Genomic DNA, 21,086 nt, shown 5'->3' with positions numbered 1-21,086 from the left:
AGGGCATGAGACGAACCAGGGGTGTCGGGAGCCGCTCCGCGATCGCGCGCGTCGTGGCCGGGCTCCTCGTGCTGGGTGGCGCGGTGGGGGTCGGCGGGCTGTTCGGGGCGGGTGCGGCCGCGGCGGCCCCGGTTGGGGCTTCGGTGGCGGCCACTGCGTCGGCATCCGGGTCGGCCTCGCCCATCCTCGCCGGGTCGGTCGTCGCGCTGGCCGAGTCGCCGGGAGACGTAAACGACTTCACGTTCGACTCCTTCGACGGGCGCTACGACCTGGGCATCGACGGCGAGGGCCGTTCGACGCTCACGACGGTCGAGACCTTCGTGGCGCGCTTCCCCGACTCCGATCAGAACCACGGCATCCAGCGGGCGATCCCGTTGCGCTACAAGGGGCATTCCACCGAGCTCACCCTGATCTCGGTCACCGACGGCGACGGCACCGCGCGGCCGTACACGACCGAGACCGAAGACGGCAATCTGGTCGTGACGAGTGCCGATCCTGACTACGTGCACGGCGCGCAGACCTATGTGCTCACCTACCGGCAGACCGACGTCACCGCGTACTTCGAGAACACCGACGACGACGAGTTCTACTGGGACACGAACGGCACGCTCTGGCGCCAGCCCTTCACCACCCACACCACGACGACCACGGTCGCGCCCGCCCTCGTCGGGGCGCTCACCGGCAGCACGGGTTGCTTCGTCGGCACCGAGGGGTCGACCGCGCAGTGCGAGATCACCCGGGCCGACGGCTCCGGGGGGTCGGCGGTGTTCAGCACGCGCGCCACCGACCTCGCCGCGGGCGAGAACGTGACGGTGGGCATCGCGTTCCGACCCGGCACCTTCGCCGAGCCCGACACCTCCTACCTCTCGGCCGCCTCGAGCTGGGTGCAGCTGATCGCGCTCGTGCTGGCGGTGGCGACCGCCGTGCTCGCCATCGTCTACCGGGTGACGCGGTTGCGGGATGCACCGGGTCGCCCCGTGATCGTGCCCGAGTTCACGCCGCCTCGCGACGCCGACCTGCTGATCGCCGCGGTGGTCACCAAGCGAACCACCCGGGCGGCGGCCGCATCCTTCGTCGACTACGCGGTGCGGCACAACATCCAGATCGTCGAGCAGGAGGAGCCGGGGGTCTTCTCGTCGAAGACCGTGTACGTGCTGCGGCTGCTCACCGCCCAGGGCCTCAACCCCTGGGAGTTGACGCTCGCGCGGGCGCTGTTCGGCGACGGGCTGGAGGCCGGGTCGGTGCGGGAGCTGAAGAAGAACGACTCGGCTCTGGCGAAGCAGGTCTACGCCGTGCTGCAGGCGACCCGCAAGCGCGCCTTCGCGGAGGGCTACCTCAAATCGGGCATCCGGGGAACCGGGGCCATCCTCCTGCTCTCGGTGTTCGTGCTGGCGGTCGTCTCGATCGTCGCCGGCACCCGGTCCTCCGACGCCGAGCTCGGGGGCGGCCTGCCGGTGGGCCTGATGCTGCCCGCGGTGGTCGCGGTGATCGTCGTCTTCGCGACGGCCTTCCGCTCGCCGCTGACCGCCAAGGGGGCCGAGCTGCGCGACTACATCGAGGGCATCGAGATGTACCTGAAGTGGGCGGAGGAAGACCGGTTCCGCGTGCTGCAGAGCCCGGAGGGGGCGCTGCGCACGGGGGTGAACGCACCGGACTGGGGTCAGGTCGTCACGCTCTACGAGAAGCTGCTGCCCTATGCGGTGCTGCTCGATCTCGAGTCGGAGTGGGCGAAGGTGCTCGGCACCTATTACGAGAGCCTCGGCAGCCGGCCCGACTGGTACGGCGGCGGCGACGTGTTCAACGCCTACCTCTTCGCCTCGGCGATCTCGTCGCTGTCCTCCACCTCCGCCTCGGCCTACTCGGGCAGCTCGTCGAGCAGCTCGAGCGGCTTCTCGGGCGGCGGCGGCTTCTCGGGCGGTGGCGGCGGCGGAGGTGGTGGCGGAGGCGTCTAGGCCCGGCCCCCCCGTGCGGCGGTTGCGGGGGCCGGTCAGCGGGCGACGCTGTGGCTGAAGATGGCGATGCCGAAGGCGCCGATCCAGAACAGGGCGACGAGGAGCCAGCCGGCGACCGTGACGTAACCCAGGATCAGGCCGGCGAGCGTGAGCCCGCGACCCTCCTCGCCGGTGCGCTTGATCTGGCCGAGCGCGATGTGGCCGGTGACCACGGGGACGATGCCGAAGCCGAGGATGCCGAAGACCAGGGTGAGGATGCCGAGCACGTTGGTGCGCGGCTGCACCGGCAGGTACGCGGCGCCGGAGGCGCCCGGGTTCGGGCCGGTGGGCTGCTGCGGCGGGGCGGCGAACGTCGGCTGTCGAGGATCGACGGGCTGCTGGCCGTAGCCGCCGGCTGCTGGCTGACGCGTGTCCGCGGCCTGCTGGCCGTAGCCGCCGGCCCACGAGCCGGTGGGCATCGCGGGCGTCGCAGCGGACGTGGGCTGCGCGGCCAGGGTGGGCGCCGTGACGGTCGGGGCCGAGGTCGTCGGGATGACGGTGGTGGTCGAGGCGGCGTCGGTGGTTGCGGCGGGGGTGGGGTTCTCGGGAGCGGTGGTGTCTGAAGTCATGATCCAACGCTACGAAGCGACGGGATGCACCGGATCGGACCGCGGGATGAGCCCGTGGTACCCCAGCATGATCTTCGCGTCAGACCGCGGTCCCGCTCCCGGGCAGACCGAGGGGCGCAGCCCGGACGGGTCAGTCGGTGAAGGGGTTGGCGCAGGTCTGCTCGGCCGCCGTCTGGCCCTTCAGGCCGTCGATGACCTCGGGAGCGGCGGCGATCGGCGCATCCGTGGCGGGGGTGTCGGTGGCGGGAGAGTCTGTCGCCGGTGTCTCCGCTCCGGCATCCGCCGTCGGGGCCGGGGTCGGCGCCGAGGGGTCGGCCACGACGGTCGAGCCGGTGCCGGTCGAGTCCTCCGGCAGGACGAAGGGCTCGTCGGCCAAGACCTTCGCGAACAGCGCGTCGGCCGTGTCGATCACCGGGACGACCTTGTTGGGGTACGCCGAGGAGCTGGCCGCCGGGTACTGCACGAACACGATCTTCGACAGATCGACGTCTTTCAGCGTGAGAGCCAGCGACACCATCGCATCCGGGCTGGCCAGCGACTTCGACGGCAGGATGTTCTGCCCCGCCGCGGTCGCCAGCCCGTAGAGCTTCGTGAGGTCGCTCAGCGTGTTCGAGCTCTTCATCGTGCGGATGAGCGACGAGAGGTACTGCTGCTGCGACGCGATGCGCGCCAGGTCGGAACCGTCGCCGACACCGTGCCGGTTGCGGAGGAACGCGAGGGCCATCTGACCCTCGATCACGCTCGTTCCGGCGGGGAGGTCGAGACCGGAATCCGTGTCCGAGATCGCGTCGACCAGGCACACCGGCACGCCGCCGACCGCGTTCGTCATCTCGATCACGCCGTTGAACGAGGTCGCGGCTGCGTACTGGATGTTCAGCCCGGTGAGGTTCGAAACGGTCTTCGTGACGCAGGCGAGCCCGCCTCGGCTGAAGGCCTCGTTGAGCGGCTGCGCGCTCATCGAGTCGTAGACCTCGCCGGTCGAGGGATCTTCGCACTCGGGATGCGGGATGACCAGGTCGCGCGGGAAGCTCACCACCACGGCGTTCTGGTGATCGGCCGAGACGTGCAACAGGATGTTCACGTCGTTGAGGGTGGCGTCGCGCTCGCCGAAGCTGTCACCCTGGTTCGGGTCGTTGTCGGTGCCGATGACCATCATGTTGAAGCCGCCCTCGAAGGCGCTGAGGAACGGCGGCGGAGCCGGCGCATCCTGACCGTTCGAGATGTCGACGGCGTTCGCGTTGAACTGCTGGGTCACACTCGTCACGGCGTAGGCGGCCACCGCGCCCGCACTCACCAGGGCGACGGCGAGCACCACCGCGAGGCCCTTGACGACCGCGGTCGCAGGAGAAGAGGTGTGCAGGCGACCGTGCCGCACAGGCCCGGAGGTCTGGCGCCGGGGGCGCACATCGCTGTCGTTCACAAGAGAGTCCTTCTCGGTTCAGCGCCCGGGGAGGAGTGGGCAACGGCTTTGCCGGTCGATACTAGCGGACCCTCGTAGCAGGGCCCGCGGGCTTCTCCCAGGGTTGACGACGGGGTGTCGCGGGGGCGGATGCTCGAACTGGCAGGAAATCGACGAATACCGGCATCGCGGCCACTGGTGGCATCACGTCGCGGTTCGTAGCGTTACTGCCATGATGCTTTTCCTGATCGTCCTCGGAACCCTGTCCTTGATCGGCGTCGTCGCGACCGTGATCACCACGATCCGCGACGGCTACCGCCGGCGCCCGACCGACCCCCGGCGCTACAGCTCGGTCTCGACCGGCTCGCGTGCGAGCAGGTCGGCCACCGAGTCGATGACCTCGTCGGGTCGGAACGGGTACTTCGTGATCTCGGCCTGATCGCTGATGCCGGTGAGCACGAGGATGGTGTGCAGCCCCGCCTCGATGCCGGCCACCACATCCGTGTCCATCCGGTCGCCGATCATGCCCGTGTTCTCGGAGTGCGCACCGATCCGGTTCATCGCCGAGCGGAACATCATCGGGTTGGGCTTGCCGACCACGTAGGGCTCCTTGCCCGTGGCCTTCGTGATCATCGCGGCGATCGCGCCCGTCGCGGGCAGGGGGCCTTCGGCGCTCGGCCCCGTCGCATCCGGATTCGTCACGATGAACCGCGACCCCGCACCGATCAGCCGCACCGCCTTGGTGATCGCCTCGAACGAGTAGTTACGGGTCTCGCCGATCACCACGTAGTCGGGTGCCGTCTCGGTCATGATGAAGCCGGCCTCGTGCAGGGCCGTCGTGATGCCCGCCTCGCCGATGACGAAGGCGCTGCCGCCGGGCATCTGGTCTTTGAGGAACGCCGCGGTCGCGAGCGCCGACGTCCAGATGAACTCCTCGGGCACCTCGAGCCCGCTCGCGCGGAGCCGGGCGCTGAGGTCGCGCGGGGTGAAGATGGAGTTGTTGGTCAGCACCAGGTAGGGCTTGCCCTCGTCTCGCCACTGCTGCAGCAGCTCGGCGGCGCCGGGGATGGGGTGGTTCTCATGGACGAGCACGCCGTCCATGTCGGTCAGCCAGCATTCGATCTCGTCGCGGCGGGGCATGTGCGTCTCCTTCAGAGCGGTGACTCTCGGCGGGTGGCTCCAGGCTACCGCTGACGGTCGGCCGAGTCTTCGGAGTGACTGGGGGTCGGATCATGTCTCCTAGGATGGCGACGGGGATGCTGAGGGGCTCCCGCGAGGGGGGAACTGTGGAAAAGCGCGCTTCGACGACGATCGGTGCAGGACTGGTGCTCGTGGCACTGCTGCTGGGGGTGAGCGGATGCACGGCTCCGGCGACGGGGGAGTCGCCCGCCGCGGAACCGGTGGCGGCCGCGGAGGCCGCAGCGGCTTCGCCGACACCGACGCCGACCGTTCCCGCCTACGTCTCCGACCAGAACGCCGTGGCGCTCGCCGCGGCCGTGCACGGCATGGTCGCCTCGCTCGACGGCTTCGCCTCGCCCGAGTCGAAGGTGGGCCTCGAGGATGCGGTCACCCGCCTCGACCTCGACCTCGCCGCGGCGGACGCCTCCACCGGCGGAACGACTGCCACCGGCGGAACTGCCGCCACCGGCGGAGCGACAGGCACGGCCACGCCCGCCCCGAGCGATCGCGCCCTCCCGCCCGGCGGCTGGAACCAGCTCGTCGCGCTCGACTCGTCAACCGTGCTCCAGGCCCTCGACGCGGCCCGCGTGCACGTCATCGCCACCTCGTCGCGCGTGCTCAATGCCGAGACGCTCAATGCCGACCAGGGTGTGCGCGACACCCTCTACCTCGCCGTCGTCGAGCAGCAGAACACCCCGACGGCCACCGCCGACACCGCGCGCCTGGTCGGCGAACTGGTCGCCAAATCGCGCGCCGCGCAGGCGTCGCAGCAGGCCTGGTTCGACGAGCAGGCCCGCCTCGCGGCCCAGTCCTCGAGCGGTGGATCGGGCGGGTCGGGCGAGGGCGGCGGAAGCAGCTCCGGCTCTTCGGAGCTGATCTGGACCGTCGACTGGGACGCCGTCAAGAAGGAGCTCGAGGAGAGCGCCAAGGCGAACGTGGACAAGTGGGTCGCCGAGCATCCGCTCTGCATGGCCGACGGAACCGGGTGCTGACCGCCAGCCCCCGCCACCGAAAAAAGTTCGGGTACATCTGACCTTAAGGGGTTATAGTCAGTCCAACCTTTAGAGGATGGCTGTCATGACCCCCCACGACGACTCCCCGGGCATCGCCCTCGCGGTCTCCACCGTGATCTTCGCGCTGCGGCCCGGCCGGCCCGAGGTGCCCGACGTCGCCGCCCCGCGACCGTCGCTGTGGCTGCCGTTGGTGCGCCGCATCCGCCCGCCCTATGAAGGACAATGGGCGCTGCCCGGCGGCCCGCTGCAGCTCGACGAGGATCTCGAGGCCTCGGCCGCCCGCACGCTCGCCGCCACGACGGCGCTCGAGCCCAACTACCTCGAGCAGCTCTACGCCTTCGGCACCCTGGACCGCTCGCCCGACGGGGCGAAGGACCGGGTCGTCTCAATCGTCTACTGGGCCCTGGTGAACGCCGATCAGGCTAGCCATGCGGCCTCGGCCAACGGCGACGGGCCGGATGCGAACGTCGCCTGGTTCTCGGTCGACGACCTGCCCGATCTCGCCTTCGATCACGACGTGATCGTCGAGTACGCGCTGTGGCGGCTGCGCAACAAGGTCGAGTACAGCCGGATCGCCCACGCCTTCCTCGGCGACACCTTCACCCTGGCCGAGCTGCGCGAGGTGCACGAAGCGGTGCTCGGGCGGAGCCTGGATCCGGCGAACTTCCGCCGCCAGATCGAGTCCTCGAACGCGGTCGTGCCGACCGGCAAGCGCGTCACGGGAACCAGTTACCGGCCGCCGAAGCTCTATCGCTACAACAACGCGGTCGACCAGGCCGACCGCGGCCCGCTCGCGCCGGCCGTGCGCCCGGGGCCCGCATCCCCCGGCCCCGCATCCACCGGCCCCGCATCCGCCGGTCAAGCACCCATCGCCCAAGCCCCGACCGGCCACCCGCCGACCGATTCCGCACCCACCAGCCAAGCGCCGACCGGCCCCGCATCCACCGTCTGAGCGCCCCCCAGGCACCGACGCCCCACCAACCCCAACTCCCTCCCCCCCCACCCCCCCCGAGAAAGCCGCACCCATGACCGCGACACCCCTGTCGGTCGACGCCGAGATCCAGCTCATCGCCGCCCGCACCCCGAGCGCCCCAGGGCAGACCGGAGCCGTCTGCGCCCCCGAGCTCGCCGACGGCCCCTGGACGATCGACCTCCTGCCGACCCCCGTCTACGGTCCGGGTGCGTCGATGGCCGACCCCATCCCGGCCGCGACCCCGCGCCAGGGCGTGCTGCCGGAGCAGTACACGACCGCTTCGAAAGACGAATTGGATGCGCGGATCCGCGCCGCCCGGGCCGAACTCGGCGACCGCGTCGTGGTGCTGGGCCACTTCTACCAGCGCGACGAGGTGGTGAAGTACGCCGACTTCGTGGGCGACTCGTTCCAGCTCGCGAACGCGGCGAAGGCCCGGCCCGACGCCGAGGCGATCGTGTTCTGCGGCGTGCACTTCATGGCCGAGACGGCCGACATCCTCGCCGGCCCGACGCAGTCCGTCATCCTGCCGAACCTCGCTGCGGGCTGTTCGATGGCCGACATGGCCGACATCGACTCGGTCGAGGCGGCCTGGGCCGAGCTGACCGAGCTCTACGGCACCGAGCCCGACGCCGACGGCCGGGTGCCGGTCATCCCGGTGACCTACATGAACTCCGCGGCCGACCTCAAGGGGTTCTGCGGGCGCAACGGCGGGATCGTGTGCACCTCGTCGAACGCGGCGACGGTGCTCGATTGGGCGTTCGAGCGGGGGCAGCGGGTGCTGTTCTTCCCCGACCAGCACCTCGGCCGCAACACCGCGAAGGCGATGGGCGTGCCGCTCGAGCGGATGCCGATGTGGAACCCGCGGAAGCCCCTCGGCGGTTCGACTCCCGAGCAGCTGGTCGACGCGCAGGTCATCCTGTGGCACGGCTTCTGCTCGGTGCACAAGCGCTTCTCGGTCGAGCAGATCGAGCGCGCGCGGGCGGAGCACCTCGACGTGCGGGTGATCGTGCACCCCGAGTGCCCGATGCCGGTCGTGGATGCGGCCGACTCCTCCGGATCGACCGACTTCATCGTCAAGGCCATCGCCGCGGCGCCGCCCGGGTCGACCTTCGCGATCGGCACCGAGATCAACCTCGTGCAGCGGCTCGCGAATGAGTACCCGCAGCACACGATCTTCTGCCTCGACGACGTGATCTGCCCGTGCTCGACGATGTATCGCATCCACCCCGGCTACCTGGCGTGGGTGCTCGAGGCGCTCGTCGACGGGGAGGTGCTGAACCGGATCACGGTGCCGGAGGACGTGGCGGCGCCCGCGCGCGTCGCGCTCGAGCGGATGCTCGCGGCCCGGCCATGAGTGGGGCGGATGCGGCGGGTCGGCCGCTTCGTGTGGTGGTCGTCGGGAGCGGGGTCGCCGGGCTCGTGACGGCGCTGGCGCTCGGGCCCGAGGTCGAGGTGACCGTGGTGACGAAGGGTGCCGTCTCCGACGGAAACACCCGCTACGCCCAGGGCGGCATCGCGGCCGCAGTGATGCCCGGAGACACCCTCGCGGCGCACATCGCCGACACCCTGGCAGCCGGAGCCGGGCTGTGCGACCCGCGGGCGGTCGAGGTGCTCTGCACCGAAGGCCCCGACCGTATCCGCGACCTGATCCGCTGGGGCGTGCAGTTCGACCTGCGCGAGCCGGGTGCGGAGGTTCCGCCGCTCGCCGGCGGCGGGTTCCCCGACTTCGACGCGGGGCTGGAGGCGGCGCACTCGTTCCACCGCATCCTGCACGCCGGCGGCGACGCCACCGGGTTCGAGGTCGAGTCGGCGCTCGTGCGTGCGGTCGCGGCGGCGGGCATCCGCGTCGTCGAGCACGCCTTCCTGGTCGACCTCGTCACCGAGCCGACGACCGCATCCGGCCTGACTGCCGGGGGCGAGCCGCCTCGCCGGGTGGTCGGCGTCGAGCTGCTGCGGGAGGGGCGCCGCGAGGTGCGGGCGGCCGACGTCGTCGTGCTCGCCACCGGCGGCCTCGGCCAGCTCTTCCCCCACACGACCAACCCCTCGGTCACCACCGGCGACGGAGCCGCCGCCGCCCTTCGCGCCGGGGCGGTGCTCACCGACGTGGAGTTCGTGCAGTTCCACCCGACGGCGTTGGCGGTCGAGGGTTCGTTCCTGGTGTCCGAGGCGGTGCGGGGCGACGGGGCCGTGCTCCGCAATGCGCGGGGTGAGCGGTTCATGGTGGGGCGGCACCCGCTCGCCGAGCTCGCGCCGCGCGACGTCGTGGCCCGCGAGATCGCGCGCGAGATGCTCGAGACCGGGCAGCCGGTCGTGCTCGACGCGACCGCGATCGGCGCCGACGAGCTGCGGCGCCGCTTCCCCACGATCACCGCGGCCGCCCTGGCCGCCGGCTTCGACTGGACCCGCGAGCCCGTCCCGGTCGCCCCCGCCGCCCACTACTGGATGGGCGGCATCGCCACCGACCTCGACGGCCGCACCTCCCTTCCCGGACTCGTCGCGGTCGGCGAGGTCGCCTGCACCGGGGTGCACGGCGCGAACCGCCTGGCCTCGAACTCGCTGCTCGAGTCGGTGGTCTTCGCGCACCGCGCGGCCGCGGCGATCCGGGCCTCCGCGGTCCGGGCGGATGCGCCGAGCCCGGCGGCACGGGAGGCGGATGCACCGATCCCGGCGGCACGAGAAGCGGATGCGCCGGGTCAGGCGGCACGGGTTGTGCATGCGCCGGCTCCGGCGGCGCCGGTCGTGGATGCGCGGCGCCCGCCGGCACGAGATGTGGATCCGTGGCAGGTGGGAGAGCCGGCGGTCGGCCCCGCCGCACTTCCCGACTTCGACGCACCGGCCTTCCGCCGGGTGCCGGTCAGCGGCGGGCCGGCCGCACCGGCGTCGACGACAGAAGTACCCGCGGTCGCCGTACCCGCGGTCGCCGCACCCGGGGTCGAGGGGCCCACGCGGGCCGAGCTCCACGAACTCCTCTGGCGCGCCGCAGGCGTGCATCGCGACGGGCCCGGCCTGCGCGAGGCCGCCGCGAGGCTTGCGACCTGGCGGATCCCGACGATCACGTCGATCCCGGTCGGAACCGCCACCCCAGCGCCCGGGCCAGCCGTGATCGAGCGGCTCGAGAACGCGAACCTCCTGGTGCTCGCCCGGGCGGTGGTCGCTTCGGCGCTGGAGCGGGAGGAGTCGAGGGGCGCGCACTTCCGGGCGGACTTCCCCGTCGTCGACCCCGCCTTCGCCCACCACCTCGTACCGGTTCCGGTCGAGACCGCCGCCGCCCCTGCCCCGGCCGTCGTGCTCGGAGCAGTCCCGGCACCGTCGATCGGACGGGGTGGGACGACGGTCCTGGCGCCTTCGACCGCACGAGGTGTGACGACGCTCCCGTCGCATCCCGAACCCCCGGCCCAGGCCGGCGCAGCCGCAGAGCACCCCGAACGACACCAGCACCCCCACCACCCCCGAGCGAAGGTCAGCGCATGAGCACCACCCCGACCCCGATCATCGACGACGTCGTCAGCCGCGCGCTCGCCGAGGACGCGCCATGGGGCGACATCACCTCCGAGCTGCTCATCCCCGCCGACGCCCAGGTCGACGCCAGCCTCGACGCCCGCGAGCCCGGCGTGTTCAGCGGTGGCGCGGTGTTCGCGGCGGCGATGCGGCTGGTCGACCCGCGCATCCACGTCACGATGCTCGTCGCCGACGGCGAGTCGTTCAGCGCCGGCCAGGTGCTCGCGCGGGTGTCGGGGCCGGCGCGCGGAGTGCTGCGCGCCGAGCGCGTTGCCCTCAACCTCACCCAGCGGATGAGCGGCATCGCCACCCTCACCGCGGCCTACGTGGCCGCCGTCGCCCACACCACGGCGCGGGTGGTCGACACGCGGAAGACCACCCCGGGGCTCCGCGCGCTCGAACGCGCGGCCGTGCGCGACGGCGGCGGTCACAACCACCGGTTCTCGCTGTCGGATGCGGTGCTCGCGAAGGACAACCACCTGGCGGTGCTCGCCGCGCAGCACGGCGGGGGCGTGACGGAGGCGCTCCGCGGCGTGCGCTCGCGGATGTCGCACACCACCCACCTGGAGGTCGAGGTCGACCGCCTCGATCAGATCGAACCGGTGCTGGCGGCCGGGGTCGACACGATCATGCTCGACAACTTCAGCCTCGCCGACCTGCGGGTGGGCGTGGCGCAGGTCGCCGGGCGGGCGCTCGTCGAGGCCAGCGGCGGCGTCGGCCTCGCCACGGTCGCAGCCATCGCCGAGACGGGCGTCGACGTCATCTCGGTCGGGGCCCTGACGCACAGCGTCCGCGCCCTCGACCTCGGCCTCGACGTCGCCTTCGATGCGGCCGCTGCCCTCGCCGCGGGCGCCGCCTCGACCGCCGCCATGTCTGCTCCCTCGACACCCGCCGCCGGCGCTCCCGCGCCCGAAACCGCTGCGGGCGTCGCAGCCACCGGGTCAGCGTCCGCCACCGCCGTGCCCGCCGCCGGGCCCGCGTCTGCCGACAGGCCCGCGCCCGCCGCGACCACCACACCCATCCCCACACCCGACCCGCTCCCGTGATCTACCTCGACGCCGCCGCCACGACCCCCGTGCGCCGCGAGGTGCTCGAGGCGATGTGGCCCCACCTCACCGGCGAGTTCGGCAACCCGTCGAGCCACCACGGCATCGGCGCATCCGCCGCCCGTGCCCTCGACGACGCCCGCCGCACGGTCGCCGACTGGTTCGGCTGCCGCCCCTCCGAGGTCGTCTTCACCTCGGGAGGCACCGAGGCCGACAACCTCGCGGTGAAGGGGATCGCGCTGGCCTCGACCCGAGGCCGGCACGTCGTGCTGAGCGCCGTCGAGCATCCCGCGGTGGTCGAGTCGGTCGAGTACCTGTGCCGGGTGCACGGCTTCGAGTCCACGGTCGTGCCGGTGGATGCCGCCGGCCTGATCGACCCCGCCGACTTCGCCGCGGCCCTGCGACCCGACACGGCCCTGGCGACGGTGATGCTTGCGAACAACGAGATCGGCACCATCCAGCCCGTCGCCGAGCTCGCGGCCCTGGCGCGCGAGCGGGGCATGCCCTTCCACACGGATGCGGTGCAGGCCGCCGGCTGGCTCGACCTGCGCCTGGACGCCCTCGGCGTCGACGCAGTGGGTATCTCGGGCCACAAGCTGGGCGCGCCCAAGGGGGTCGGGGCGCTCGTGGTGCGGCAGCGGGTGCGGGTCGAACCGCTGCTGCACGGCGGCGGTCAGGAGCGCGGGCGCCGCTCCGGCACTGAGAACGTCGCCTTCGCGGTCGGGCTGGCGGCGGCGGTGTCACTGCACGACCCGGCTCGGGTGGCCGCGGACGCCGCGGCGACCACCGTGCTCCGCGACGAGTTCGTGCGGGCGGTGCTCGAGCGGGTTCCGGATGCGGTGCTCACCGGGCACGCGTCACGCCGGCTCCCGACGGTGGCGTCGTTCTGCTTCCCCGGGACGAGTGGTGAGGCGGTGCTGCTCGGCCTCGAGGAGCGCGGCGTGATCGTCTCGAGCGGCTCGGCGTGCGCCGCGGGCAGTGACGAGCCGTCGCCCGTGCTGCTGGCGCTCGGCATCCCGCCCCGGATCGCGCAGACCGCCGTGCGCTTCACCTTCACCGCCGACACGACGGGGGCCGAGCTCGTCGCGGCCGTCGCGGCCCTCGAGTCGTCGGTCGCGGCCCTCCGCACCCTCCGCTGACCCGCCCCCGAGAGCGAAGTTCGTGGCCCAGGCACCCTCCCCACCGCCGAGAAGTCACCTTTACGTCCAAATCCCGGGTTTTGGACGCAAAAGTGACTTCTCGGTGAGGGGTGAGGGTGAGGGGGAGGAGCGAGGAGAGGTGGGGCCGGGCCCTGGCAGGACGGGCCAGGGTGGGGGGCGTGCCCGGGGCGGGGTGCGCTAGGGGCGGGCCAGGGCGGGAGCGCCCCCAGCCAGGGCTCAGCGCGCGAGCCAGATAGCGGCGGCGGCCTCGGGGGGCACCGGGACGGGCGCGGGGCGGCCGGGCAGCGCGAGCGCTCCGGACGCGACCCGCACCTCGGTTCCGGGGCCGATGCCGCAGTCGGCCAGCGTGCGGAGGAGGGCGGCGTCGCGGTCGCTGATCCGCACCACGCGGCCCGTGTGCCCCTCGGGCGCGTCGGCCAGCAGCACCGCCTCGAGCACCGGCACCTCACCGGAGGCCGAGGGGATCGGATCCCCGTGCGGATCCTGCACCGGCCGCCCGAGCCGCTCGTCGATCGCATCCAGCAGGCGGTCGCTGATCGCGTGCTCGAGCACCTCGGCCTCGTCGTGCACCGCATCCCAGCCATAGCCCATCTCGCGCACCAGCCAGGTCTCGATCAGCCGATGCCGGCGCACCACGCCGACCGCCCGCCGTCGCCCCTCGGCGGTCAGCGAGAGCGGACCGTACGGCACGTGCGTGATCAGCCCCGCCGCGGCGAGCTTCTTGACCATCTCGGTCACCGACGACGGCGCGACCCCGAGCCGCGCGGCGAGCACCGAGGGCGTGATCGGAGCGGGCTGCCACTCGGTGTGGGCGTAGATCGACTTGAGGTAGTTCTCGGTCGCGATCTCGAGTCCGGGCCCGGACGAGGATGCGGTGGGCGGCATGATGCCACCAGCCTAACCGCGGCCCGCATCCGCCTCGGGCTAGATGCCCGCGTACCGCCCCGGCCGGTGGTTGAGCGCCAGCACCAGGTTCAGGATGACCGCACCGCCCGCCGAGAGGGCGACCGTGAGCGGCGGCACGACGGTGAGCGAGCAGACGACGACGGCCACGTCGAGCCCCATCTGCACGTAGCCCGCCCGCCAGCCGAGCTTCTCCTGCACCAGCAGGGCGACGATGTTGAAGCCGCCGAGGCTCGACCGGTGGCGGAACAGCACCAGGAGGCCGATGCCGGCGAGGAGGTTGCCGGCGATGACGGAGAACACCGGATCCAGGTGGTCGAACGCGACCGCCAACGGGTTGATCAGGGAGAACACCGAGAGCAGGGAGACGCTCATGGCGGTGCGGATGGTGAACGAGAGCCCCTTCTTCCAGAGCGCGAGCGCGAAGAAGGGCACGTTGAGGGCGAAGAAGACGACGCCGAACGGGAGTGCGAGGGCGTAGCTGAGCAGCAGCGCGAGCCCGGCGGTGCCGCCGGTCACCGCTCCGGTCGACTTGAGCAGGAAGACGCCGAGCGAGGCGACGAACGTGCCGGTCAGCACGCCGGCGACGTCTTCGACGACGCTGTGCTTGAGCGGGTCGCGCCGCTTCGACGAGGTCACGGGGCCCAGCGGCTCCGGGGTCGAGATGTCCATGTCCGCGTCGACGGGGGTCGATCTCTCGACGCTCACGCGCGCTTCGGGTTCGGTACCGACATCAGCGCCCACGTGCGCTTCGGGGTCGGCGCCCACGCCGACGCCCGCTTCGGACTTGCGGCCGAGGTCCGAGTCCGTATCCGCGGCCGGGTCTGTTCCCACGCCCGTGGCGGGGGCGCCGCCGGGCCGAGCCGCGCTCATGCCTCCACCGGCATACGCTCGACGTCGCCTGCTTCGCTGCCTGCGGCAGCATCCGTCGCCGCCGCCTCGCGACTCAGCTCCCGCACCCCGTTCAGTACGTGCAGCACGCGATCATTCGCCGCCGCGTCGGCCAGCGAGATCCGCACGCCGTCACCGACGTAGCCGCGCACCAGGATGTCGTTCGCGTCGAGGTGCTCGACGAGCGCCAGGCGTTCCTCGTCGGGCATCCGCAGCCAGACGAAGTTGGCCTGACTGTCGGTGGTCTCCCACCCCTGGGCGCGGAGGGCCGCGATCACCCGGTGCCGTTCGGCGACGACCGCGGCGACCCGGGCGCGGATCTCGTCCTCGGCCTCCAGCGACGCGATCGCCGCCTGCTGCGCCAGCGCGCTCACGGCGAAGGGCATGCCCGAGCGGCGGAGTCCGTCGGCCACGATCGGGGCGGCCACGGCGTACCCGACACGGAGCCCCGCCAGCCCGTACGCCTTCGAGAAGGTACGAAGTACGCAGACGTTCGGATGCGCGCGGAACACCGCGATCGAGTCGAGCCCGCCCGCATCAACCGGTGAAGGTCCAACCGAACCCGAACCCGCATCCACGCCGCCTGAAGCGAGCGCACCCGCATCCGCCGCAGAAGGTCCGCTCGAACCCGCATCCGCACTCACCTCAAGCGCCGCATACTCCGTGTACGCCTCGTCGATCACCACGAGCACGTGCGACGGCACCCGCGCCAGGAATCGCTCGACCGCTTCGGCCCCAAGCGACACCCCGGTCGGGTTGTTCGGCGTGCACAGGATGACGAGGCGTGTGCGCTCGGTGATCGCGTCGGCCATCGCCTCCAGGTCGTGCCCTTCGTCGGCGAGCAGCGGCACCGCGACCGGCACCGCCCCGGCCAGCCGCACCAGGATCGGGTACGCCTCGAACGACCGCCACGCGAACACCACCTCGTCGCCCGATTCGCAGACCGAGGTGATGATCTGCTGCAGCACGCCCGTGCTCCCCGGCCCCACGGCGGTCTCCTCGACCGCGACCCCGAGCTTCTCGGCGATGCGGGTGCGCAGCGGCAGGGCGGTGTTGTCGGGGTAGCGGTTGATCGTGCCGGCCGAGTGCCGCACGACCTCGAGCACCGAGGGCAGCGGCGGGTAGTGGCTCTCGTTCGAGGCCAGAGCGGCGGTCAGGCCGGAGTCGGCCCGACGCCCGGCGACGTAGGCCGGCAGTGCGAGCACGGCGGCGCGGGGCGAGGGGGACGACGGAGACGAGGTCATGTCCGAATTCTGCAGAACGGATGCACGGGCGCACAAACCGAACGCCGTTGACTGAGCACAATGCATCCGATCGGTGCTGAAAATGACAGAATGACCATCATGGCCCTGCTCGACGATCTCGACTCCCGCATCCTGCTCGCACTCGACGACGACCCGGATGCCACGGTGCTGGCGCTCGCGACCACGCTGGGCGTTGCGCGCAACACCGTGCACGCCCGGCTGAAGCGGATGACCGCCGGCGGCGCCCTCGGCCCGTTCAGCCGGCGGGTGGCTCCAGCGGCCCTCGGCTATCCGCTGGTCGCCTTCGTCTGGATCGCGATCAGCCAGGCCTCGGACAGCACCGCGATGGCCGAGCTCGCCGAGATCCCCGAGATCGTCGAGATGCACGCGACCACGGGCGACGCCGATCTGCTGGCGAAGGTGGTCGCGCGCGATCCGCATCACCTGCACAGCCTCACCAGCCGGATGCTGCGGGTCGACGGCGTGATGCGCACGAACACGGCGCTCTCGCTGGTCGAGGCCATGCCGCACCGGGTGCGCGGCCTGCTCGAGGCGGCCCGCCGGTGAGCGGTTCGGATGCGGCGGGCGCGAGCGGGCTGCCGTTCGACGCCGTGCTCTTCGACTGCGACGGGGTGCTCGCCGACTCGGAGGGGATCACGAACGAGGTTCTTCGCGGGATGCTCGCCGACCTCGGCTGGCACCTCGAGCCCGCGGAGAGCGTGAGCCTGTTCGTCGGGCGGGCGCTGAAGGACGAGGCGCCCCTCATCCTCGAGCACACCGGGTTCGCGATCACCGATTCGTGGCTGGCCGACTTCCGTCGCCGGCGAAACGAGGGACTCCGTCTCGGGCTCCGGGAGATCCCGGGTGCCGGTGACGCCGTGCGCGCGGTCGAGGCGGCCTACGGCGATCGGATCGCCTGCGTCTCCGGCGCCGACCGCCCCAAGATCGAGATGCAGCTCGCGGCACTGGGGCTCGCCGGGGTGTTCGGCGACCGGGTCTTCAGCGGGCTCGAGTACGCCCGCACGAAGCCCGCCCCCGACGTCTATCTGGCGGCGGCCGGGGCGCTGGGGGTGGATCCGGCGCGGGCGGCCGTGGTCGAGGACACCGTCGCCGGGGTCACGGCCGGAGTCGCCGCGGGGCCCACCGTCTTCGCGTTCGCTCCCGGAGACGCGGCGCACACCGACCCGGAGTCGCTGCTCGCCGCGGGGGCGCGCACGGTCTTCACGGCGATGGCCGAGCTGCCGGCGCTCCTGCTGCCCTGACCGCTGCCCCGCGATCCGCCCGCCCCGCCGTACCTGCCCGCCCCGCCGCGCCCACCCCGCCGCGCCCGCCCCGCCGCGCCCACCCGCCACGCCGAGCCCGCCCGCCCGCCCGCCACGCCGAGCTCGCCCAGCTGAGCAGCCCCGCGCCTCGCGGCGGCCCGAATCGGCTCAGGCCAGCAGGCCCGACGACCCCATCGTCTTCGCGACCTCGATCTCGATCACCACGCGGAGCGGGTTCTCGCGCGGCTGACGGTAGCGGGCGGCGTAGCGGGCCACCGCATCCGCGACCGCGTCGGGATCGTCGAGCACCACGGCCGGACCCGAGAAGGTCAGCCACGCGGCGCCCTCGAACTGGCAGACGCTCGCACGGCCGTCGCGGCGCACGTTGAGCACCTTCTGCGAGGTGCCGCTGGTGATGATGCGCACCCGCGGCGGGGTGGCCTCGGCGTCGTAGGTGAACCCGACGGGGACGACGTGCGGCGACCCGTCGGCCAGGAGGGTGGTCAGGGTGGCCAGGCGGTATTCGGTGAGGAACGGCTCGGCCGCCTCGGTGAGAACGGGGGCCGCGGACGGTTCGGGGGAGGTCACGGTGTCACCCTAGCCCCGGCGGGTGCACCCCCTCCCAGGAGTCGGCCTCGCGTGCTAATTTTTAGGCATGCCTAAAAGTGCGCTGCGGCCGGAGGCGGGGCCGATCGACCGTCCGGCCGTCGTGCGGCCGCGGTGGTGGCATCCGCTCGCGCTGCTGGGGCCGGCGTTCGTGGCCTCGATCGCCTACGTCGACCCGGGCAACGTCGCGGCGAACCTCACCTCGGGGGCGCAGTACGGGTACCTGCTGGTCTGGGTGCTGGTGCTCGCGAACCTGATGGCGATGCTCATCCAGTACCAGTCGGCGAAGCTCGGGGTGGTCACGGGCAAGACGCTCCCCGAGCACATCGGCGCGCGGTCGCGGCCGTGGTCGAGGCGGGCGTTCTGGGTGCAGGCCGAACTCGTCGCGGCGGCCACCGACATCGCCGAGGTAATCGGCGGGGCCCTCGCCCTCAACCTGCTGTTCGGGTTGCCGCTGGTGGTGGGCGGACTCATCGTCGGCGTGGTGTCGCTGGCGCTCCTCCTGATCCAGGCTCATCGGCGCCAGCGGTCGTTCGAGTTCGTGATCGTCGGGCTGCTCGCAGTGATCGCGGTCGGGTTCCTGGCGGGGGTGTTCGTGTCGGACGTCGACTGGCCGGCCGCGGTCGACGGGCTCGTGCCCCGGTTCGACGGGGCGCCGACCGTGCTGCTCGCGGCGAGCATGCTGGGGGCGACCGTGATGCCCCACGCGATCTACCTGCACTCGGCCCTGGCGCGCGACCGGCATCACGCCGAGTTCGCGGCCCTGGCGGAGAAGAGCGACTTCACGGGCGAGGCGCGTGTGTCGCGCGCCCCGGCCTCGATCGCGCCGATCGCGGCCACCGCACCCGCGACCGCCGCACCTGCGACCGTGCCGGTCGCTGCCGCTCCCGCGACCGGCACTCCGGCCGCCGCGCCGCATCCGGCCGCCCCGCTGGTGACCACGGCGTCCGCCGCGACCGACCCGAACCCGGCCACTGCGCCGGCGACCACAGCGACAGCCGCACCTGCGATCGCCGCGACCGCCGCACCCGCGACCGCCGCGCTCGACGTCACCGCACCGCGGGTGCGCCGGCTGCTCTCCGCCACCCGCACCGACGTGATCGTGGCGCTCGCGCTGGCCGGCGCGGTCAACATCGCGATGCTGCTGCTGGCCGCATCCAGTCTGCGCGGCGTCGAAGGCACCGACACCATCCCGGGGGCGTACGTCGCGATCCAGGCGGCGCTCGGGCCGTCGATCGCCACGATCTTCGCGATCGGACTGCTCGCCTCGGGCCTGGCCTCGACCTCGGTCGGCGCCTACGCCGGCTCGGTGATCATGAAGGGGCTGCTGACCGTGCGGGTGCCGCTGCTGGCCCGGCGGGTCGTCACGCTGGTGCCCGCCCTGGTGCTGCTGGCGGTCGGGATCGACCCGACCTGGGCGCTGGTGCTGAGCCAGGTGGTGCTCTCGATCGGCATCCCGTTCGCGCTCGTGCCGCTGATCCGGCTCACCGGCGATCGGGCGCTGATGGGGGAGTTCGCCGACCGACGGCCCGTGCGGATCGTCGCCTGGACCGTGATCGCCCTGATCGTGGCGCTCAACGTCGTGCTCATCGGCCTGACGATCACCGGCGCGGGCTGACCCCGCGCATCCTCAGCCCGACCCGGCCCATCCTCAGCCCGCCGCCGGGCCCGCCGCCCCTGCCGCCTCTGCTGGGCCAGCCGCACCCGCGGCCCGGCGCCGCCCGAGCCAGGGCGGCCGCCGGCCCTCATCGGCACCCGACGCGACCATGTGCGGCGCCTTCGTCACGATCAGCCAGGCCGGCAGGATGGCGATGCACATGAGCGGCAGCACCACCACGCTGCCCGTGACGACCGGCGCGAGGAACAGGGCGATCCAGCCGTCGCGGCTGACGGCCAGCACGATCCCGAGCACGCCCGAGGCGACCGCCACCACCAGCGGGATCGACGGCACCACGCTGTTCGCCAGCACCCCGAGCGCCACCCCGACGAACACGGCCGGGAAGATGTGCCCGCCCCGGAACCCCGCCGCCGAGGCCACCGCCAGAGCGGCCAGCTTGATGGCGATGAGCAGCAGCACTGTCCAGGCCCCGTAGCCCGAGCGGTCGGCGATCAGCTCGGCCATCTGGTCGAGCCCCTTGAACAGCGTCAGCGGCCCACCGATCGCCCCGAGCAGGCCGAGCACGACACCGCCAAGCGCGATGTAGACGAGCGGATGCCCGATGCCGTGGAAGACCGGATGCAGCAGCCGGAACACCACGACCACAAGCACGCCCAGCCCGGCACCGATCACCGCGATGACCGCGGCGCTCAGCAGGTCGATCGCCTGCACTCCGTCGTAGGCGGGCAGCGAGATCGCGAAACTCGGATGCGCGAGCAGGGTCATCGTCAGCGAGCCCGCCCCCGCGGAGACCAGCGGGAGGAACAGCCTGTCCCACAGCGCACCCCCGGCCGGCCGGGCCGCGACCACGCCGGTGAGGATGAGCGCCGCCGCCACCGGGGTGCCGAACAGAGCGCCGATCGTGCCCGCGGCGGCGCCGACCATGGCGAGCTCGCGGGGCATCCGCGGCACGAGCCGGGCGAGCACGGCCACGAGCAGACCGGTGTTGATGGCGATGATCGGGTTCTCGGGGCCGAGGCTGACGCCGCCGGCGAGTCCGAGCACGGCCACGAGCGCGAGCGAGGGGAGGGCGATGAGCTTCTGGGGCGCGGCGATGAGGTCGGTGGTGGCGGAGTCCTGGCCGCCGTGGCCGGGCACGAGCCAGACCACGAGGCCGACCGCGATGCCGGTCACGGTGAGCATGCCGAAGATCCACCAGCCGGATGCGGGGTCGATACCGACCGCGCCGGGCAGGGCGCCCCAGAGCCACGACTCGAGCCACCCCGCCACCTCGTCGAGCGCGAACAGCACGAGCGCCGACACCACCCCGATCGCGAGCGCCGGCACCGACAGCAGCAGCAGGGTGCGCACGGCGGGACCCCCGGCCGCGCCGGCGCCTGCGCCCGATCCGCCCGCGCCGGCGCCTGCGCCTGCGCCGCCCATGCCCGATCTGCTCGCGCTGACGCCGCCCGCGGCTCCGCCGGCGTCCGCGCCCGCGCCGCGGCCCCCGTCGGCTCCGCTGTGTGGCGTCGCGTCCATCGTCCCCCGCCTCCCCGGTCGGCCGTCGGCACCAGTGTGCCAGAGCGGATGCTCCGACCACGAGGGTCGCGCCCGCATCCACCCGTCCCCGCGCATCCCGGCGCCTCCCACCTGGCCCCGCGCATCCCGCTGTTCGTCGGCGCGCACCCGACCCCGTGCATCCCCGCGCCCTTCGCCGACCACCCGCACCCGCCGACCCGACCCCGCGCATCCCGC

Annotated in this window: 17 protein-coding genes and 1 pseudogene; 10 read left to right on the top strand and 8 right to left on the bottom strand. The window is 72.7% G+C overall.

Features of this window, described 5'->3' with window-relative positions:
• The first annotated feature begins 5 nt into the window (after positions 1–5).
• The gene (locus AC59HU_RS07710) at positions 6–1,952 is read left to right on the top strand and encodes a DUF2207 family protein (RefSeq protein WP_497222797.1); all 1,947 of its coding nucleotides are present in this window, start codon (positions 6–8) and stop codon (positions 1,950–1,952) included.
• Positions 1,953–1,987: 35 nt separating this feature from the next.
• Here the strand turns inward: AC59HU_RS07710 and AC59HU_RS07705 are convergent, their stop codons facing one another.
• The 3 genes from AC59HU_RS07705 to AC59HU_RS07695 all read right to left on the bottom strand — a co-directional run bounded on the left by AC59HU_RS07705 (position 1,988) and on the right by AC59HU_RS07695 (position 5,099).
• Positions 1,988–2,560 carry a DUF4190 domain-containing protein gene (locus AC59HU_RS07705; protein ID WP_497222796.1) on the bottom strand — a complete coding sequence of 191 codons (573 nt, stop codon included), beginning with the start codon at positions 2,558–2,560 and terminating at the stop codon, positions 1,988–1,990.
• A 130-nt stretch (positions 2,561–2,690) separates the two neighbouring features.
• On the bottom strand, positions 2,691–3,980 hold the full coding sequence (locus AC59HU_RS07700; RefSeq protein WP_497222795.1) for an LCP family protein: 1,290 nt from the start codon (positions 3,978–3,980) through the stop codon (positions 2,691–2,693).
• 321 nt (positions 3,981–4,301) lie between these two features.
• On the bottom strand, positions 4,302–5,099 hold the full coding sequence (locus AC59HU_RS07695) for an HAD-IIA family hydrolase (protein WP_497222794.1): 798 nt from the start codon (positions 5,097–5,099) through the stop codon (positions 4,302–4,304).
• A 146-nt stretch (positions 5,100–5,245) separates the two neighbouring features.
• Here AC59HU_RS07695 and AC59HU_RS07690 point away from each other — a divergent pair, with 146 nt between their 5' ends.
• The 6 genes and pseudogenes from AC59HU_RS07690 to AC59HU_RS07665 all read left to right on the top strand — a co-directional run bounded on the left by AC59HU_RS07690 (position 5,246) and on the right by AC59HU_RS07665 (position 12,807).
• On the top strand, positions 5,246–6,130 hold the full coding sequence (locus AC59HU_RS07690; protein WP_497222793.1) for a hypothetical protein: 885 nt from the start codon (positions 5,246–5,248) through the stop codon (positions 6,128–6,130).
• 85 nt (positions 6,131–6,215) lie between these two features.
• Complete coding sequence (locus AC59HU_RS07685; protein ID WP_497222792.1) at positions 6,216–7,103, top strand: NUDIX hydrolase; 888 nt, start codon at positions 6,216–6,218, stop codon at positions 7,101–7,103.
• Between the two features lie 73 nt (positions 7,104–7,176).
• A complete protein-coding gene (gene nadA, locus AC59HU_RS07680) occupies positions 7,177–8,478 on the top strand; it encodes a quinolinate synthase NadA (RefSeq protein WP_497222791.1) in 1,302 nt (433 codons plus the stop codon).
• On the top strand, positions 8,475–10,595 hold the full coding sequence (nadB, locus tag AC59HU_RS07675; protein ID WP_497222790.1) for an L-aspartate oxidase: 2,121 nt from the start codon (positions 8,475–8,477) through the stop codon (positions 10,593–10,595). The genes nadA and nadB overlap by 4 nt, the downstream gene beginning before the upstream one ends.
• Positions 10,592–11,449 (top strand): annotated as a pseudogene (nadC, locus tag AC59HU_RS07670) (carboxylating nicotinate-nucleotide diphosphorylase); the annotation flags it as partial. The gene nadB and the pseudogene nadC, both read left to right, overlap by 4 nt.
• A 215-nt stretch (positions 11,450–11,664) precedes the next feature.
• On the top strand, positions 11,665–12,807 hold the full coding sequence (locus tag AC59HU_RS07665; RefSeq protein ID WP_497222789.1) for a cysteine desulfurase family protein: 1,143 nt from the start codon (positions 11,665–11,667) through the stop codon (positions 12,805–12,807).
• A 237-nt stretch (positions 12,808–13,044) separates the two neighbouring features.
• Here AC59HU_RS07665 and AC59HU_RS07660 read toward each other — a convergent pair whose 3' ends face one another.
• The 3 genes from AC59HU_RS07660 to AC59HU_RS07650 all read right to left on the bottom strand — a co-directional run bounded on the left by AC59HU_RS07660 (position 13,045) and on the right by AC59HU_RS07650 (position 15,866).
• On the bottom strand, positions 13,045–13,713 hold the full coding sequence (locus AC59HU_RS07660; protein ID WP_497222788.1) for a metal-dependent transcriptional regulator: 669 nt from the start codon (positions 13,711–13,713) through the stop codon (positions 13,045–13,047).
• A gap of 39 nt (positions 13,714–13,752) precedes the next feature.
• Positions 13,753–14,403 (bottom strand): DUF6198 family protein, encoded by a 651-nt coding sequence (locus tag AC59HU_RS07655; RefSeq protein ID WP_497222857.1) that lies wholly within the window; start codon positions 14,401–14,403, stop codon positions 13,753–13,755.
• Between the two features lie 197 nt (positions 14,404–14,600).
• Positions 14,601–15,866 carry a histidinol-phosphate transaminase gene (locus AC59HU_RS07650; RefSeq protein WP_497222787.1) on the bottom strand — a complete coding sequence of 422 codons (1,266 nt, stop codon included), beginning with the start codon at positions 15,864–15,866 and terminating at the stop codon, positions 14,601–14,603.
• Between the two features lie 90 nt (positions 15,867–15,956).
• Here AC59HU_RS07650 and AC59HU_RS07645 point away from each other — a divergent pair, with 90 nt between their 5' ends.
• Together AC59HU_RS07645 and AC59HU_RS07640 are read left to right on the top strand one after the other, a co-directional pair.
• A complete protein-coding gene (locus tag AC59HU_RS07645) occupies positions 15,957–16,433 on the top strand; it encodes an Lrp/AsnC family transcriptional regulator (protein WP_497222786.1) in 477 nt (158 codons plus the stop codon).
• Positions 16,430–17,128, top strand: a complete 699-nt coding sequence (locus AC59HU_RS07640; RefSeq protein ID WP_497222785.1) for an HAD family hydrolase — start codon at positions 16,430–16,432, stop codon at positions 17,126–17,128. The genes AC59HU_RS07645 and AC59HU_RS07640 overlap by 4 nt, the downstream gene beginning before the upstream one ends.
• A gap of 168 nt (positions 17,129–17,296) precedes the next feature.
• Here the strand turns inward: AC59HU_RS07640 and AC59HU_RS07635 are convergent, their stop codons facing one another.
• Positions 17,297–17,716, bottom strand: a complete 420-nt coding sequence (locus AC59HU_RS07635) for a PPOX class F420-dependent oxidoreductase (RefSeq protein ID WP_497222784.1) — start codon at positions 17,714–17,716, stop codon at positions 17,297–17,299.
• Positions 17,717–17,783: 67 nt separating this feature from the next.
• On the opposite strand from AC59HU_RS07635, the gene AC59HU_RS07630 reads away from it, so the two are divergent.
• Positions 17,784–19,352 carry an Nramp family divalent metal transporter gene (locus tag AC59HU_RS07630; protein ID WP_497222783.1) on the top strand — a complete coding sequence of 523 codons (1,569 nt, stop codon included), beginning with the start codon at positions 17,784–17,786 and terminating at the stop codon, positions 19,350–19,352.
• 33 nt (positions 19,353–19,385) lie between these two features.
• Here AC59HU_RS07630 and AC59HU_RS07625 read toward each other — a convergent pair whose 3' ends face one another.
• Positions 19,386–20,870 carry an ion channel protein gene (locus tag AC59HU_RS07625; protein WP_497222782.1) on the bottom strand — a complete coding sequence of 495 codons (1,485 nt, stop codon included), beginning with the start codon at positions 20,868–20,870 and terminating at the stop codon, positions 19,386–19,388.
• Positions 20,871–21,086: the final 216 nt, after the last annotated feature.

This window comes from Herbiconiux sp. 320_LB, from assembly GCF_059691755.1.
Note: the sequence above shows the minus strand (reverse complement) of the source record. Positions and strands in the feature narration are given on the sequence as shown.